Annotated in this window: 15 protein-coding genes; all 15 read left to right on the forward strand. The window is 49.3% G+C overall.

The features are described 5' to 3' along the window. Positions 1 to 4: 4 nt before the first annotated feature. The 15 genes from nuoH to AYK67_RS04365 all read left to right on the forward strand — a co-directional run bounded on the left by nuoH (position 5) and on the right by AYK67_RS04365 (position 15,269). Positions 5 to 1,069 (forward strand): NADH-quinone oxidoreductase subunit NuoH, encoded by a 1,065-nt coding sequence (gene nuoH, locus AYK67_RS04295; protein ID WP_068082776.1) that lies wholly within the window; start codon positions 5 to 7, stop codon positions 1,067 to 1,069. After that, positions 1,066 to 1,296 (forward strand): hypothetical protein, encoded by a 231-nt coding sequence (locus tag AYK67_RS04300; protein WP_156453047.1) that lies wholly within the window; start codon positions 1,066 to 1,068, stop codon positions 1,294 to 1,296. The genes nuoH and AYK67_RS04300 overlap by 4 nt, the downstream gene beginning before the upstream one ends. A 42-nt stretch (positions 1,297 to 1,338) precedes the next feature. Further along, the gene (gene nuoI, locus AYK67_RS04305; protein ID WP_068082781.1) at positions 1,339 to 1,827 is read left to right on the forward strand and encodes an NADH-quinone oxidoreductase subunit NuoI; all 489 of its coding nucleotides are present in this window, start codon (positions 1,339 to 1,341) and stop codon (positions 1,825 to 1,827) included. Positions 1,828 to 1,913: 86 nt separating this feature from the next. Next, positions 1,914 to 2,528 (forward strand): NADH-quinone oxidoreductase subunit J, encoded by a 615-nt coding sequence (locus tag AYK67_RS04310; protein ID WP_068082786.1) that lies wholly within the window; start codon positions 1,914 to 1,916, stop codon positions 2,526 to 2,528. 100 nt (positions 2,529 to 2,628) lie between these two features. Next, entirely contained in the window at positions 2,629 to 2,937 is a 309-nt protein-coding gene (gene nuoK, locus AYK67_RS16870; RefSeq protein ID WP_082735631.1) for an NADH-quinone oxidoreductase subunit NuoK, read from the forward strand. A 7-nt stretch (positions 2,938 to 2,944) separates the two neighbouring features. Next, entirely contained in the window at positions 2,945 to 4,936 is a 1,992-nt protein-coding gene (gene nuoL, locus AYK67_RS04320) for an NADH-quinone oxidoreductase subunit L (protein WP_068082792.1), read from the forward strand. Further along, positions 4,936 to 6,456: an NADH-quinone oxidoreductase subunit M gene (locus tag AYK67_RS04325; RefSeq protein ID WP_068082794.1), complete on the forward strand. Its 1,521-nt coding sequence runs from the start codon at positions 4,936 to 4,938 to the stop codon at positions 6,454 to 6,456. The genes nuoL and AYK67_RS04325 overlap by 1 nt, the downstream gene beginning before the upstream one ends. A 20-nt stretch (positions 6,457 to 6,476) precedes the next feature. Continuing rightward, a complete protein-coding gene (nuoN, locus tag AYK67_RS04330) occupies positions 6,477 to 7,919 on the forward strand; it encodes an NADH-quinone oxidoreductase subunit NuoN (protein WP_068082797.1) in 1,443 nt (480 codons plus the stop codon). Positions 7,920 to 7,943: 24 nt separating this feature from the next. After that, positions 7,944 to 8,702 carry a biotin--[acetyl-CoA-carboxylase] ligase gene (locus AYK67_RS04335; RefSeq protein ID WP_208976208.1) on the forward strand — a complete coding sequence of 253 codons (759 nt, stop codon included), beginning with the start codon at positions 7,944 to 7,946 and terminating at the stop codon, positions 8,700 to 8,702. Between the two features lie 76 nt (positions 8,703 to 8,778). Next, on the forward strand, positions 8,779 to 10,446 hold the full coding sequence (locus AYK67_RS04340; protein ID WP_068082800.1) for a ribonuclease J: 1,668 nt from the start codon (positions 8,779 to 8,781) through the stop codon (positions 10,444 to 10,446). 158 nt (positions 10,447 to 10,604) lie between these two features. Then, on the forward strand, positions 10,605 to 11,009 hold the full coding sequence (mce, locus tag AYK67_RS04345) for a methylmalonyl-CoA epimerase (RefSeq protein WP_068082802.1): 405 nt from the start codon (positions 10,605 to 10,607) through the stop codon (positions 11,007 to 11,009). Positions 11,010 to 11,051: 42 nt separating this feature from the next. Then, a complete protein-coding gene (locus AYK67_RS04350) occupies positions 11,052 to 11,321 on the forward strand; it encodes a DUF1467 family protein (protein ID WP_068082805.1) in 270 nt (89 codons plus the stop codon). Positions 11,322 to 11,731: 410 nt separating this feature from the next. Next, entirely contained in the window at positions 11,732 to 13,057 is a 1,326-nt protein-coding gene (gene proS, locus AYK67_RS04355; protein ID WP_068082808.1) for a proline--tRNA ligase, read from the forward strand. A 200-nt stretch (positions 13,058 to 13,257) separates the two neighbouring features. Then, positions 13,258 to 14,544, forward strand: a complete 1,287-nt coding sequence (locus tag AYK67_RS04360; protein WP_068082811.1) for a lipoprotein-releasing ABC transporter permease subunit — start codon at positions 13,258 to 13,260, stop codon at positions 14,542 to 14,544. An 11-nt stretch (positions 14,545 to 14,555) separates the two neighbouring features. Next, the gene (locus AYK67_RS04365) at positions 14,556 to 15,269 is read left to right on the forward strand and encodes an ABC transporter ATP-binding protein (protein ID WP_173645100.1); all 714 of its coding nucleotides are present in this window, start codon (positions 14,556 to 14,558) and stop codon (positions 15,267 to 15,269) included. The last annotated feature ends 337 nt before the right edge of the window (positions 15,270 to 15,606 follow it).

Consider the following 15,606-nt stretch of genomic DNA (forward strand, 5'->3'; position numbering starts at 1 on the left):
CGTTATGGCTGAATTTTGGAATTCCTACGGGTTTCCCTTGCTGATCATGGTGGCGCAGAGCGTTTTGCTCATGGTCGTGCTGCTGTTGATCATTGCGTATATTCTTTACGCAGACCGTAAAATCTGGGCGGCGGTGCAAATCCGCCGTGGTCCTAACGTGGTTGGCCCTTGGGGGCTTTTGCAAAGTTTTGCGGACCTTTTGAAATTTGTCTTGAAAGAGCCGGTTATTCCGGCAAGTTCCGACAAGTTCTTGTTCCTGTTTGCACCAATGATCACAGTTATTCTCTCGCTTGCGGGCTGGGCGGTTATTCCCATGGCCGATGGCTGGGTGATCTCTGATATCAACGTGGGCATTTTGTATGTCTTCGCGATTTCATCCCTTGGCGTATATGGTGTGATTATTGGTGGTTGGGCGTCTAACTCCAAGTATCCGTTTCTATCTGCCTTGCGTTCTGCAGCGCAAATGGTCTCCTACGAGGTTTCCATTGGCTTTGTGATTGTCACCGTGCTGCTTTGTGTGGGATCGCTGAACCTTAGCGACATTGTGAATGCGCAGCAAACCGGCCTTGCCAATATGCTGGGCGTGCCGTGGCTAACCATTTTGAACTGGTACTGGTTACCGTTGTTCCCGATGTTTGTTGTTTTCTTTGTCTCGGCATTAGCAGAAACCAACCGCCCTCCATTCGATTTGGCAGAGGCTGAATCTGAACTGGTTGCGGGTTTTATGGTTGAATATGGCTCGACCCCTTACATGATGTTCATGCTGGGTGAATATGTGGCCATTGCCTTGATGTGTTCACTCACCACCATTTTGTTTATGGGTGGCTGGTTGCCGCCTGTTGATGTCGCTCCGTTTACATGGGTTCCAGGGGTCGTGTGGTTTTTGCTCAAATCACTGATGGTGTTCTTCATGTTCGCAATGGTGAAAGCAATGGTGCCACGCTATCGCTATGATCAGTTAATGCGTTTGGGCTGGAAAGTGTTCCTACCCTTATCGCTGTTTATGGTGTTTGCAGTTGCTGCGGTGTTGATGGCTATGGGCTGGGCACCTGTGAGTGGTGCTGTATGATGATTTCCTTTCCCGGCCTTTTTGGGGCCGGGCTTGGTTTGTTGATAGGTTTGGTTAATCGCGCTGTATTGCTGGCACGTTTACAAGCGCGGATAGACCGTCTGCAACAAGAAGATGAAGTTAGGGCGCAAAACCTTAAAAGGATAATGCCTGTACTTCGACTAGGGATATTTTTGTTAACGTTGATCGGTTTTCCGGTCGCCGGTTACATTGCAGGTTCTTTGTAAAGACTTGCTGGTAACCTTTCACTCAAGGAGAGGCTCCAGGCTATGGGACTGCAACAGGCTGCAAAATCGCTGCTGCTGAAGGAGTTTGTCTCGGCATTCTTCCTCGCCATGCGATACTTCTTTAAGCCAAAGCCGACTATTAACTACCCCTTCGAGAAGGGGGCGACAAGTCCGCGTTTTCGCGGAGAACATGCTTTGCGGCGTTATCCGAACGGGGAAGAGCGTTGTATTGCTTGTAAACTTTGTGAAGCGATTTGTCCGGCTCAGGCCATTACCATTGAAGCCGGTCCGCGGCGAAACGATGGTACACGACGCACTACACGCTATGATATTGACATGACCAAATGCATATATTGCGGTTTTTGTCAGGAAGCTTGCCCAGTGGATGCGATTGTGGAAGGGCCGAACTTTGAATTTGCTACCGAGACCCGTGAAGAGCTGTTTTACGATAAAGAAAAGCTGCTTGCCAACGGGGCACGGTGGGAACGCGAGATTGCGCGCAATATCGCTGAGGATGCGCCTTACCGCTAAGCGCTTTGTGCTTGGTGATCGGTGAAAACAATGCTTCAGCCTTTAGTAAAGGGCTTGGGCAAACATAGAGACAGAGGCAACCTTCTATGGTTTTGCAGGAGCTATTCTTCTATCTGTTCGCCGCGATTGCGGTCGCATCCGCCTTTATGGTGATTGCTGCGCGTAATCCGGTTCATTCGGTACTGTTTTTGATTGCTTGCTTTATCAATGCGGCAGGGCTGTTTGTCCTTATTGGTGCTGAATATCTGGCCATGTTGTTGATCGTGGTCTACGTGGGAGCGGTGATGGTGCTGTTCCTGTTTGTGGTGATGATGCTGGATGTGGACTTTGCCGAAATGCGGCAAGGGGTTTTGCAGTATTTGCCTGTGGGGGCGCTCATCGGGTTCATTTTGCTGGCCGAGCTGATTATGGCTGTAAGTGGCTGGTATTTTGCCCCCGAGGCTTTTGGACATGGCGCCGAGCCGATGCAAAGTGCTGAGCAGGTACAAAACATCGCTGCTATCGGGCAGGTGCTCTACACCAAGTATATTTTCTATTTCCAAACCTGCGGCATCATTTTGCTGGTGGCAATGGTTGGGGCGATTGTGCTGACACTACGCCATAAGAAAAACGTTAAGCGTCAGGATATCTCCGAGCAGGTGGCCCGTTCACCCGAGACCTCTATCGAGGTGGTTTCGGTGGAAAACCGGAAGGGGATATAATGAATATCAAGTTTGTTTCACCGCGGGATGAAAACCGGCACCTCCTTCATGTGAGGTGCACCGGTCAGCCCCTTCAACACCACGGAGAGCGATAGGACCTATGGCATTAGGCATTTCCCATTACCTTTCGGTTGCGGCGATCCTGTTTACTATCGGGATTTTCGGAATTTTCTTGAACCGGAAAAATGTGATCGTGATTTTGATGTCGATTGAGCTGCTGCTCTTGTCGGTCAACATTAATTTTGTCGCGTTCTCCGTATTTCTTAATGATCTCGTCGGGCAGATCTTCACGCTGCTGGTCCTGACGGTTGCAGCTGCCGAAGCGGCCATTGGGCTTGCTATTTTGGTAGTTTATTTCCGTAACCGTGGATCTATCGCCGTTGAAGACATCAATATGATGAAAGGCTAAGCGGCACATGTACTCTGCTATTGTTTTTCTGCCGCTGGTTGGCTTTTTGGTTGTCGGTCTGTTCGGACGGGCACTGGGGGCCAAGGCCAGCGAGTTTATAACCAGCAGCTTGCTGGTGATTGCTGCTATCCTTTCATGGATTGCCTTCTTCTCAGTAGGTTTTGGCAGTACTGAAAAAGTACAGCTGGAAATTCTGCAATGGATCAGTTCGGGTGATTTATCTATTAACTGGACGATCCGCGTTGATACTCTGACCGCTGTCATGCTGGTGGTGGTGAATACAGTTTCTGCATTGGTGCATATCTATTCCATCGGATATATGCATCACGATCCGCATCGGCCGCGTTTCTTTGCCTATCTGTCGCTGTTTACCTTTGCGATGCTATCGCTGGTGACCTCTGACAACTTGTTGCAAATGTTCTTCGGCTGGGAAGGTGTGGGCCTTGCTTCTTATCTTCTCATTGGTTTCTGGTTCAAAAAGCCAAGTGCCAATGCGGCGGCGATGAAGGCGTTTGTGGTCAACCGTGTGGGTGACTTCGGTTTTGCTCTGGGTATTTGCGGTATCTACATTCTGTTTGGTTCAATTGATTACGATGTGATCTTCCAGAATGTGAATAGTGTGGCGGGTCAAGAGGGCAATGTTCTGACATTCCTAGGCACTGGCCTTGCAGCTGATAGCGCGATTACCGTTATCTGTCTGTTGTTGTTCATGGGCGCTATGGGTAAATCAGCACAGTTGCTGTTGCACACTTGGCTTCCTGATGCGATGGAAGGTCCAACGCCGGTTTCAGCGTTGATCCACGCGGCAACCATGGTGACGGCGGGTGTGTTCATGGTGGCGCGTTTATCGCCAATCTTTGAATACTCGCATACAGCATTGACTGTGGTGACATTTGTTGGTGCAACCACTGCGTTTTTTGCCGGTACTATTGGCTGCGTTCAAAACGACATCAAGCGCGTGATTGCCTATTCCACCTGTTCGCAGCTGGGGTATATGTTTGCAGCGCTGGGTGTTGGTGCATATGGTGCGGCCGTGTTCCACCTGTTCACACACGCGTTCTTTAAAGCGCTGTTGTTCTTATGTGCCGGTTCTGTAATCCATGCGGTATCCGATGAACAGGACATGCGTCGCATGGGTGGTTTGCGTAAGCTGATCCCTGTAACCTACTGGACCATGTTCATAGGTACGCTGGCGCTAACCGGCTTTGGTATCCCGCTGGCGCACCTTGGGGAGCTGTATATTGGTACAGCCGGTTTTGTTTCGAAAGACGCGATCATTGAATCAACGTTTGCCGGGCATAACATGTTCTCGCAATACGCGTTCTGGATGACCATTATTGCCGCGTTCCTCACCTCGTTCTATTCATGGCGTTTGACTTTCATGACATTCCACGGCAAGCCGCGCGCTTCTGTTGATGTGATGAAGCATGTGCATGAAAGCCCGCTGGTGATGACTATGCCGCTATTCATTCTGGCTTTCGGTGCGCTGTTTGCCGGTATGGCATTCCAGAGTGGTTTCATTGGCGAAGCTTATGATGCTTTCTGGAAAGGAGCGTTGTTCACCGGAGCTGAAAACCATGTATTGCATGAAATGCACCACGTGCCGACTTGGGTGAAGTTGTCACCGTTTGTGATGATGGTTGCGGGCTTCTTGCTTGCTTACCAGTTCTACATTCGTGCACCTGAAATGCCGAAGAAACTGGCAGAACGCCACGATGCCCTTTACCAGTTCTTGCTGAATAAGTGGTACTTTGACGAGCTCTACAACTTCCTGTTTGTCAAACCCTCTATGAAGATCGGGCGTTTTCTTTGGAAACGTGGTGATGGCGCTGTTATCGACGGGCTGGGGCCTGATGGTGTTGCCTCTCGAGTTCAGAAGTTGTCTGCGCAAATTGTGCGCTTGCAGTCTGGTTATATCTATCACTATGCGTTCGCGATGCTAATTGGTGTTACGTTCTTTGTGACCCTTTCAATGTTCTCGGGCGGGGGAGCCCACTGATGAGCGATTGGTCTATTTTATCTATCACGACCTTCCTGCCTTTGGTGGGGGTCCTGTTCATCCTGCTGGTTCGCGGTGATGATGAAGAAGCTAAAACTAACATCCGGCGGGTGGCGTTGATCACCACTTGCTTTACTTTCATCGTTTCGTTGTTCATTTGGGGCGGTTTTACCTACGAAAACCCCGGCTTCCAGATGGTTGAAAAACACGAGTGGATGGGGGGTATCTTCAGCTACTACATGGGTGTGGACGGCATTTCGATGTTGTTCGTTATCCTGACTACTTTCCTGATGCCGTTTTGTATTCTGGCCAGTTGGGAGAGTGTGCAGACCCGTGTGAAAGAATACATGATCGCCTTTTTGATCCTGGAAACACTGATGATTGGTGTTTTCTGTGCGCTTGATCTGGTGCTGTTCTATGTATTCTTCGAGGCTGGCCTTATTCCGATGTTCCTGATTATCGGTATTTGGGGCGGACCACGGCGGGTTTATGCCAGCTATAAGTTCTTTCTATATACCCTGCTTGGTTCGGTGTTGATGCTGGTGGCTATTCTTTCCATGTACTGGTTTGCCGGTACTTTGGAAATTCCAGCATTGATGGAAGCCAAATTCCCGGAAAATATGCAGACTTGGCTGTGGCTTGCATTCTTTGCCAGCTTTGCGGTTAAAATGCCGATGTGGCCAGTTCACACTTGGTTGCCAGATGCTCACGTGGAAGCGCCAACCGCAGGTTCGGTTATTCTGGCGGGTATTCTTTTGAAAATGGGTGGCTATGGCTTCTTACGCTTCTCGCTGCCCATGTTCCCACTGGCCAGTGAGTTGTTTGCGCCTTTCGTGTTCACCCTCTCGGTGATAGCTATCATCTACACCTCGCTGGTGGCGCTGGCACAAGAAGATATTAAAAAGCTGATCGCCTATTCCTCTGTAGCGCATATGGGCTACGTGACCATGGGGATTTTCACCATGAATGCCCAAGGTATTCAGGGTGCTTTGTTCCAGATGTTGTCGCATGGTCTGGTTTCCGGCGCACTGTTCCTTTGTGTTGGTGTGATTTATGACCGGATGCACACCCGTCAGATTTCCGCCTACGGTGGTTTGGTGAACATTATGCCGAAATATGCGGTGGCATTTATGATCTTCACCATGGCGAACGTAGGTTTGCCAGGCACATCGGGCTTTGTTGGCGAATTCCTTACATTAATCGGCGCGTTTAAGGCCAATACCTGGGTGGCTTTCTTTGCCGCAACCGGTGTTATCCTTTCTGCAGCCTATGCGTTGTTCTTGTATCGCCGGGTTGTTTTCGGTTCTCTGGACAAGGAGAGCTTGAAATCCTTGCTCGATTTGTCGGGGCGGGAAAAAGTGTTGCTGGTGCCGCTGATTGTACTGGTGATCTTCTTCGGTTTCTACCCAATGCCTGTTCTGGATGTGACACAGGCGTCGGTAGATGCTCTCATTTCTCAATATAGCACTGCTGTGGAAGCTGCGGGCCATCTGCCTGCTGTTGCCGCAGTGGCACAGTGATCAGGGGGCATGTGAAACTGATGCAAACTGAGCTTTTACAAATGGCTGATTTGATGCCCTTGATGCCGGAACTGCTGCTCACTGGTGGGGCGCTGTTGTTGCTGATGGTTGGCGCATTTGGTGGTGACAAGTCGTCGTCACTGGTCACTGGTGTGTGCGTGGCATTACTCACTGTTGCCGGCGTTATGCTGCTTGTCAGCCCGCATTATGGCGAAGTGTTTAATGGTGCGTTTATTCAAGATGCCTATGCGCAATTCTTGAAAGTGCTGGTGCTGATCGGTTCGGGCTTTGCCATTGCCATGTCTGTGGCTTATGCCAGAGCGCAGAACTTTGACCGGTTCGAGTATCCGATTTTGATTGTACTGGCGAGCGTCGGTATGATGCTGATGATTTCGGCCGGTGACTTGATTGCCATGTATCTTGGTGTTGAGTTGCAATCTTTGGCTCTTTACGTGATTGCTGCCATCAACCGCGATTCTATTCGCTCAACAGAAGCGGGCTTGAAATACTTTGTGCTTGGGGCGTTGTCCTCTGGCATGTTGCTCTATGGCATGTCGTTCATCTACGGCTTTACCGGGCAAATCGAATTTGCGGCTATTGGTGAAGCATTGGCGCGCGGCGAAACCTCAATTGGTTTGGTTATCGGTCTGGTATTCATGCTGGCAGGCTTAAGCTTCAAGATCTCTGCTGTACCGTTCCATATGTGGACACCGGATGTTTACGAGGGTGCACCTACTCCCGTAACCGCATTCTTTGCAGCAGCACCGAAAATTGCCGCGTTTGGTATGTTAATGCGGGTGTTGATCGACGGCTTTAGCAATACAGCCCACGACTGGCAGCAGATCATTGTGTTTATTTCTATACTTTCCATGGCACTGGGTGCATTTGCTGCGATTGGACAGAAAAACATCAAGCGCTTGATGGCCTACTCTTCTATTGGTCACATGGGTTTTGCTCTTGTGGGGCTGGCTGCAGGTAGCGAGCAAGGTGTGGAAGGTGTTCTGATTTACCTCAGCGCTTATCTTGCCATGACACTTGGTACATTTGCCTGCATCTTGTCCATGCGCCGTAAAGAGGGCATGGTGGAAGAGATCGCCGATTTGGCTGGGCTTTCCAAGCACAATCCGGTGATGGCAATTTTGCTGGCATTCTTGATGTTCTCTTTAGCAGGTGTGCCGCCATTCTTTGGCTTTTTTGCCAAGTTGAATGTGTTTTCCGCAGCTATTGAAGCAAACTTGATACCATTGGCTATCATTGGCTTGGTGACAAGTGTTGTGAGTTGCTTCTACTACCTGCGTGTTGTGAAGGTGATCTATTTTGATGAGCCTGCGGATGCATTCTTGCCGATGTCCGGAGAAATGAAGATTGTTCTGGGCCTGTCAAGTATAGTGGTTTGCTTTTACATCGCTCTATCAAATCCGGTAATTAGCGCAGCCTCTCTTGCTGCTCAGTCATTGTTCTGATAGCTAGTCAGTATGAATGACCTAATGATCCATAAAGGCCCGGTGCGTTCAGCACCGGGTTTTTTTGTCGAGCACTATCATGCGCTCGATTCTACGAATTTGACTGCACTTGATAAAGCCAGAGCTGGCTATCCTGCCGACTTTTGGGTGGTGGCTGACCAGCAGTTAAAAGGGCGGGCACGGCGAGGACGTAGCTGGACCTCTGAGCCGGGTAATTTGTTTGCAAGTGTTATCTTAAAGCTCGAAAACCCGCAGATGCAGGTGATGCAGCTGCCCTTTGTGGCAGCACTTGCTCTGGCAGATGCTGTGGAGGAGCTGACCGGTTGTTTACGACTGGTGGAACTGAAGTGGCCCAACGATCTTTTGATTGGTAGTAAGAAAATTTCCGGTATTTTGCTTGAGAGCGAAAATAACACCAAAGACGGTATGATTTTGGTATGCGGGTTTGGTGTCAACTGTGCCCACCATCCGGATTTAGGGCTTTATCCGGCGACCAACCTTAAAGAGTTGGGTTATCGCGTTTCAGCGGAATTGTTATTTGACGCACTTGCCAAGCACTTCCATCGTTGGCGGGAAATCTGGTTACAGGCCGATGGTTTTATGCGTGTGCGCGAGAGTTGGCGCTCGCGTGCCATTGGCATAGGCAAAAGCATTGAAGTGCGGCTTATTAACGAGAGCTTTAAAGGTGTGTTTCAAGATATCGACCAGTATGGCCGGTTGATCACTATTGATCATAACGGAAAAGAGCGGCTGGTTTCAGCTGGCGATGTTTTCTTTTCTTGATCCGTAATTAATTATAAGCGCTACAGCGTGAAGATATGCCTCTTGCGATGGAAGCAGGGCAGAACAGGAGTAGTTGATGGGCGCGCGCTCAGATATAGTTTTTTTGCCGCTTGGAGGTGTCGGTGAAATCGGCATGAATCTTGGCCTGTATGGGGTGGGAGCCGAGCATGAGCGCCGCTGGCTGATTGTCGATTTTGGCATTTGTTTTGCCGGTCCCGAGTTACCCGGTGTTGACCTCGTTTTACCAGATATTCGCTTTTTAGAGGAAGAACGTTCGCGTATTGATGGTATCGTGATTACCCATGCTCACGAAGACCATTATGGCGCGCTTGGCTATTTATGGGACAAGCTGCAACTGCCACTTTATGCTACGCCGTTTACGGCGGGTCTGCTGGCTGCCAAAGGGCACCATGATGGCCGTGATGAAGCTATTCCTGTCAATATCGTTCATGCGGGAGAGCGGCACCAGATTGGCGCTTTTGACGTAGAATTGATTGCCATGACCCACTCTATTCCCGAGGCATGTGCGCTGGCTATTCGTTCCAGTGGGCAGATGGTGGTGCACTCGGGGGATTGGAAAATTGATCTTACCCCCGGTGTGGGTGATGGTATTGATCTGGCACGATTGGGTGAGCTTGGTGAAGAGGGTGTGGAAGCCTTCATTTGTGATAGTACCAATGCCATGCGTGAGGGGATTAGTCCAAGTGAAGCGGATGTTCAGGACGAGCTGACCGAGTTGATTAAAGCCGCACCACACCGGGTGGCGGTGACCACTTTTGCATCTAACGTGGCGCGTATTCGTGCGGTTGCGCTGGCAGCCAAAGAAGCCGGGCGTGAGGTGGTGATGATTGGCCGTTCGATGTTGCGGGTCGGCGAGCTGGCACGCGAGTTGGGCTATCTTGATGGTGTACCAGCGTTTTTGGATGAAGAGGCCTATGGGTTGTTGCCGCGTAATAAGGTGGTGGCACTGTTAACCGGATCTCAGGGAGAGAATAGGGCGGCTTTGGCGCGTATTGCTGGTGATAATCACCGTCAGGTTGCGCTTTCTGCTGGGGATACGGTCATTTTCTCCTCGCGTACTATTCCGGGCAACGAAAAAGCCGTATTCGGGATTATGAACCAGCTCATCCAGCAGAATATCAAGGTGATTACGGATCGTGATGCTTTGGTACATGTTTCGGGCCATCCACGTCGTGGTGAGCTGGCCCAAGTTTATGATTTGCTCAAGCCTAAGCGGGTTGTTCCTGTTCACGGCGAAGCGGCGCATATGCAAGCGCATAAAGAATTTGCCATTGGGCGCGGCGTTGAAGATACCCGTATCATACGTGATGGGGATATGGTGCGGTTATGTCCGGGGCCATTAGAGGTCATTGATGAAGCACCGGTGGGCATTACAGTACGTGATGGCCATTTGATTGCCCCGCCAGAGGAGACCGGCGTTCAAGAACGCCGTAAACTATCCTATGGCGGCTGCGTCATGGTTTCGCTGGCTGTGAATGGCAAGGGCGATCTGGAGGGCGATATCGACGTAGTATTGTTTGGTCATCCTGACGTAAATGGCGATGAAATTCCATTTGAAGATGTGGTTCGTGATGCGGTGTATGGTGCGGTGATCAGTATCCCGAAAGGACGGCGCAAGGATGTGGAGCTGGTGCGCGAGGCGGCGCGGCGTAGTGCTCGCTATGCTGTTGTCGAGCACTGGGGCAAAAAACCATTATGTAAGGCTCTGGTTCGCCGCGTTTAGTATTTCTATAGGGCTGGCTAGAACTTTTGTGCGGAGCCAGTCCTTGTTATTATGGCTTTTCTTCTTTCTACAACCAATCTCCTATGTCTAAGTGCCTAGTGGACATGGGCTGAAAATTTTGCTCCTACAATACTGAATTGATTGAAGGAGGACTTTTGATGCTTGGCAAATTAAACCATGTGGCTATTGCTGTACGAGACATGGAAGCTGCCCTTAAAGTTTATCGTGATACTCTGGGCGGCGATGTTTCGGAAAAAGTGGCGCAGCCGGACCATGGAGTATCAACGGTTTTCGTGAATTTACCCAATACTAAAATCGAGCTACTGGAGCCTTTGGGTGATAACTCTCCAATTAACAAGTTTTTAGAGAAAAACAGCGCTGGCGGTATTCACCACATTTGTTACGAGGTGGAAGATATTTTAGCGGCGCGTGACCAGCTGGTGGCGCAAGGGGCGCGTATCTTGGGCGATGGCGAACCGAAAATTGGTGCCCATGGTAAGCCGGTGCTGTTTTTGCATCCGAAGGATTTTTTAGGTACGCTAACCGAGTTGGAACAAGCTTAATGCTTCATGTGGGTATTACCTGCTAATTCAGAGGGGCAACGCATGTCAGTTACTCTTTCGCTTGGTATTTATTTTGTCATGTGGTGGGTGATTTTTATGGCTCTGTTGCCCTTTGGTATTCGTGCCCAAAACGAAGATGGCGCAGCTGTCGTGCCCGGAACGCCGGCCAGTGCGCCGCAAAATCCGCTGTTATTACGTAAGGTATTATGGTGCACGCTGCTTACGAGCCTGTTATTTGCTACATTTTATTGGGCAGTAGAAGCGGGGCATTTGAAGAGCTTTATGCTGTGGTTCGATGATGTTTTGCACTAAGTAATTTATCTATATGGAATTTCTTAGGGCAAAAAAGAAGCAAGGCACGAGGCCTTGCTGCTACTTAAGTTCCGCGTCTATACGTTCTCATTGGCTATAAAGCCGGCAGCTCTTTTATAAAGGCGCCTGAGAACTATTCCTCCCAAGACTTAAGACTGCGATGGCGGAGCACGCTCCGTCGTTTTTGTGTTGCAATAACTTTACCCTAACGACACATGTTTGTCATTATTTTGTCGTTATTTGCCCATCATTTGGTCTTGATTAATAAATGTGCTGTTTATAACTGGTGCCCGTTTAACACCAAAATAGTTAGGGAGTTTTGCTGATTTTTGCGGCTAGGGCTTGTATTTGTGCTGCGGTTTTGCTTTGAGTGCCAATAATAATTCAAGTCCAGATGATGAGTCTATTCTATGCGCCTATCACGTTATTTTCTGCCTATCTTGAAAGAGAACCCAAAAGAGGCTGAAATTGTCTCGCACCGCCTCATGCTGCGTGCCGGTATGATTCGCCAGCAGTCCGCCGGTATTTATGCCTGGTTGCCGCTTGGGGTTCGGGTTTTGGATAAAATCCAGAAAATCGTCGAGGAAGAACAAAAGCGTGCCGGTGCTGTGCAGTTGTTGATGCCAACAATCCAGTCCGCTGACTTATGGCGTGAAAGTGGGCGCTATGAAGCCTATGGCAAGGAAATGCTGCGCATCACGGACCGTCATGAGCGTGAAATGTTGTATGGTCCTACCAACGAAGAGATGATTACGGATATTTTCCGCTCTTATGTTCGCTCCTACAAGGATTTACCGTTAAACTTGTTCCATGTGCAATGGAAGTTCCGCGATGAAGTGCGCCCACGTTTTGGTGTGATGCGCGGCCGTGAGTTCTTGATGAAGGATGCGTACTCGTTTGATGTGGACCAAGAGCGGGCCCGCCATGCATACAACCGTATGTTTGTTGCTTACCTGCGTACTTTTAAGCGCATGGGGCTGACCGCTATTCCCATGAAAGCGGATACAGGTCCTATTGGCGGTGACTTGAGCCACGAGTTCATCGTACTTGCTTCTACCGGTGAGAGTGAAGTGTTCTTGGATAAAGATATACTTGCGCTGGAAACTCCGAGCGAGGCAACAGATTTTGATGGTGATCTATCTGAAATCATTACCAGCTGGACAACTCCCTATGCGGCTACTGACGAAATGCACGATGAAGCAGCATTTGGGCAAGTTGCGGAAGACAAAAAGGTTTCCGCGCGGGGTATCGAAGTCGGGCACATTTTCTATTTTGGCACCAAATACTCGGATGCGATGGGGGCAAAGGTCGCCACTGGTGAAGGCAGTGAAGTGCCTGTTCATATGGGTTCTTATGGTATCGGCGTTTCACGATTGTTGGGGGCGTTGATTGAGGCCAATCATGACGATGATGGCATTATCTGGCCAGACAGCGTTGCTCCGTTTCATGTTGGCTTGATCAACATGAAACCGGGTAGCGAAACCGATAGTGCCTGTGAAGAGTTATATGCCAAGCTGGAAGCTGGCGGGGTTGAAGTGCTTTACGATGATCGCGATACACGCGCTGGTGCGAAGTTCGCCTCTATGGATCTTATAGGTTTACCCTACCAGATTGTTGTGGGTCCGCGCGGCTTGAAGAGCGGTGAAGTGGAAGTGAAGAACCGCCGTACAGGTGAAAAAGAGATGATGACACCGGAAGCGGCTTTGAGCAAACTGGTTTCTGTTTTTGCAGATTAGATTAATTTCTAATCATGCTTTAGCCGAATAAAATTGCCATAATTTTGCGATAACTGGTAGTTAAAGGCCCGATTGCCCTATTCTTTTGCGCTCATGCACAAGGGAGTCGTTGGCAGTCGGGTCTTTTACCTTGTTTGTACAGGGGCTTTTGTGTTCTGTTGTTTTGTAAGAAGCATTTAGCCTGATTGGAGTTATATTTGATGACGGCACAAAGCGCGGATGCTGGCCCCACGAAAACCCGGCCCTTCGCCAGTTTTGAATGGTTGCTGGCGGGGCGTTATTTACGTTCCAAGCGCAAAGAAGCGGTGGTATCTGTTATTGCCGGCTTGTCTTTTCTTGGCATAACACTGGGCGTTGCGACGCTGATTATTGTTATGGCCGTGATGAATGGATTTCGTAGTGAATTACTGACCAAAATCCTTGGTATTAACGGCCATATCTTGGTGCAGCCGATTGATAGCAAGTTTGATGACTATAAAGAGGTCAGTGCGCGATTGGCCGCATTGGATGGGGTTAAATTTGCTATGCCTTTTGTTGAGGGGCAAGCAATGATTTCTGGTCCAGGTGCTGATTTAGGAGCCTTATTTCGCGGCGTACATAAAAGTGATTTGGATCAATTGCCATTGGTTTCCGGTAATATCTTGACCGGTAGCTTAAAAGGGTTTGATGACAGTAATGGTATTGCCATAGGGAGCCGCTTAGCGCGTCAGCTTGGGGTTGTTGTTGGTGATAGTGTTCGTGTTATTTCCCCACGTGGCTCGATTACTCCTATGGGGATGACGCCAAGGGTGAAAGCGTATCATATTGTCGCTATTTTTCAAATCGGTATGAGCGAGTATGACGGTACAATTGTGTTTATGCCCTTTGAAGAAGCGCAGCTTTACTTCAATAAAGAGGGGCTTGCCACCGGTATAGAGCTTTATTCCAATGATCCTGATAGTGTTGGGCCGCTGCGCATATCTGCTGAAGAGGCTGCTCAGCGCCCTGTGTATGTGAGCGATTGGCGACAACGCAATATGACGTTCTTTTCTGCGCTTGAGGTGGAACGTAATGTTATGTTTCTCATTTTAACACTCATCGTTCTGGTTGCAGCTTTGAACATTATTTCGGGCATGACAATGCTTGTGAAGGATAAAGGGCGTGATATCGCGGTATTGCGGACCATGGGTGCAACGCGTGGCGCAGTGATGCGGATATTTGTTATTACTGGCGCCTCTATTGGTACGCTGGGCACTTTGGCAGGCTTTGTGTTGGGAACGGTGGTGTGCTTGAATATTGAAGCGATCCGACAGGGAATTTCCTACATTACGCGAACAGAATTATTCTCGCCTGAGTTGTATTTTCTTTCCAAGTTACCAGCTGACATGGACCCCAGTGAAACGGGGTTTGTGGTGCTGATGGCTTTGGCTCTTAGCTTTTTGGCAACTTTGTACCCTGCCTGGCGGGCAGCAAAACTGGATCCTGTGGAGGCTTTGCGTTACGAATGATGAATAAAGCAATGCTAGCAGAGCACGGTTCCAACCAGAAACAAAAGAATGTTGCACTTGCACTACGCGGTGTGTCTCGCTCATTTGAAGAGGGTAAAGGCCGGCTGGAAATTCTCAAACAAGCGGATTTACAGTTGTTTGAGGGGGAGCTGGTGGCGATGGTTGCGCCATCCGGGTCTGGCAAATCTACCCTAATGCATTTGGCGGGGCTGCTCGAGCGGCCACAAGAGGGGGAAGTGTATATTGGGGGGCGCGCTTGTGGTTCGCTTAATGATGAAGAGCGCACAGCCATCCGCCGTAATGAAATAGGGTTTGTCTATCAGTTTCACCAGTTATTGCCCGAGTTTACTGCACTTGAAAATATTGTTATTCCGCAGCTTATTCGTGGTTTAAAGCGCAAGGAAGCGGAAGAACGGGCGCGGCAATTGCTTGATTACATGCGCCTTGGTCCGCGTGAAGCGCATCGCCCTTCCGAGCTTTCTGGTGGCGAGCAACAGCGGGTTGCTATTGCTCGGGCTGTTGCCAATGGTCCACGGGTTTTGCTCGCTGATGAACCGACCGGTAACTTGGACCCCACAACTTCTAAATACGTATTTGATGCATTGAAGGCATTGGTTCGCGCTTCTGGTGTTGCGGCGTTATTGGCGACGCACAATCTTGAGTTGGCGCGTATGATGGACCGTCGAATTACATTGCGAGATGGAAAAGTTGTGGAGCTCAACTAGCCAGCTTCGTTTGCTAATTATAGAAGAGCGTTTGTAGGGCCTTGTTTTCAAGGCCCTTTTTCTTTTGTTAACCATGGGGCAAAAAAGTTAAAAATAGGGGTTGCCATTTCAATTTGAATCGGAACAAATATAGAACATAAAGAGTTCAAATTATAAACAAAGGTGAGGTGTGCGATGTTCTCCTATATGCTACGGGATTTGGTGAGTTTGGTTGCTATTACCAGCTTTTTAGCAAGTGTTCATATCTGGTTTGAAGCTATTGCCACTCCATTTTCATAATGGAGCCGTACTTTGACGCTGTGTCTGTGGATGTTGACCGGTTCTTGCGTATTGTGCT

The sequence above is a fragment of the Polycladidibacter stylochi genome, assembly GCF_001562055.1.
GTDB lineage: Bacteria > Pseudomonadota > Alphaproteobacteria > Rhizobiales > Stappiaceae > Pseudovibrio > Pseudovibrio stylochi.

Bases quoted from the DNA above. Each gene is read 5' to 3' on its own strand.
- AYK67_RS04310 (WP_068082786.1), top strand. From the start codon at position 1,914: ATGGTTTTGCAGGAGCTATTCTTCTATCTGTTCGCCGCGATTGCGGTC.
- nuoK (WP_082735631.1), top strand. From the start codon at position 2,629: ATGGCATTAGGCATTTCCCATTACCTTTCGGTTGCGGCGATCCTGTTT.
- proS (WP_068082808.1), top strand. From the start codon at position 11,732: ATGCGCCTATCACGTTATTTTCTGCCTATCTTGAAAGAGAACCCAAAA.
- nuoH (WP_068082776.1), top strand. From the start codon at position 5: ATGGCTGAATTTTGGAATTCCTACGGGTTTCCCTTGCTGATCATGGTG.
- AYK67_RS04350 (WP_068082805.1), top strand. From the start codon at position 11,052: ATGTCAGTTACTCTTTCGCTTGGTATTTATTTTGTCATGTGGTGGGTG.
- AYK67_RS04300 (WP_156453047.1), top strand. From the start codon at position 1,066: ATGATGATTTCCTTTCCCGGCCTTTTTGGGGCCGGGCTTGGTTTGTTG.
- nuoI (WP_068082781.1), top strand. From the start codon at position 1,339: ATGGGACTGCAACAGGCTGCAAAATCGCTGCTGCTGAAGGAGTTTGTC.
- AYK67_RS04365 (WP_173645100.1), top strand. From the start codon at position 14,556: ATGCTAGCAGAGCACGGTTCCAACCAGAAACAAAAGAATGTTGCACTT.
- nuoL (WP_068082792.1), top strand. From the start codon at position 2,945: ATGTACTCTGCTATTGTTTTTCTGCCGCTGGTTGGCTTTTTGGTTGTC.
- mce (WP_068082802.1), top strand. From the start codon at position 10,605: ATGCTTGGCAAATTAAACCATGTGGCTATTGCTGTACGAGACATGGAA.
- AYK67_RS04340 (WP_068082800.1), top strand. From the start codon at position 8,779: ATGGGCGCGCGCTCAGATATAGTTTTTTTGCCGCTTGGAGGTGTCGGT.
- AYK67_RS04360 (WP_068082811.1), top strand. From the start codon at position 13,258: ATGACGGCACAAAGCGCGGATGCTGGCCCCACGAAAACCCGGCCCTTC.
- AYK67_RS04325 (WP_068082794.1), top strand. From the start codon at position 4,936: ATGAGCGATTGGTCTATTTTATCTATCACGACCTTCCTGCCTTTGGTG.
- nuoN (WP_068082797.1), top strand. From the start codon at position 6,477: ATGCAAACTGAGCTTTTACAAATGGCTGATTTGATGCCCTTGATGCCG.
- AYK67_RS04335 (WP_208976208.1), top strand. From the start codon at position 7,944: ATGATCCATAAAGGCCCGGTGCGTTCAGCACCGGGTTTTTTTGTCGAG.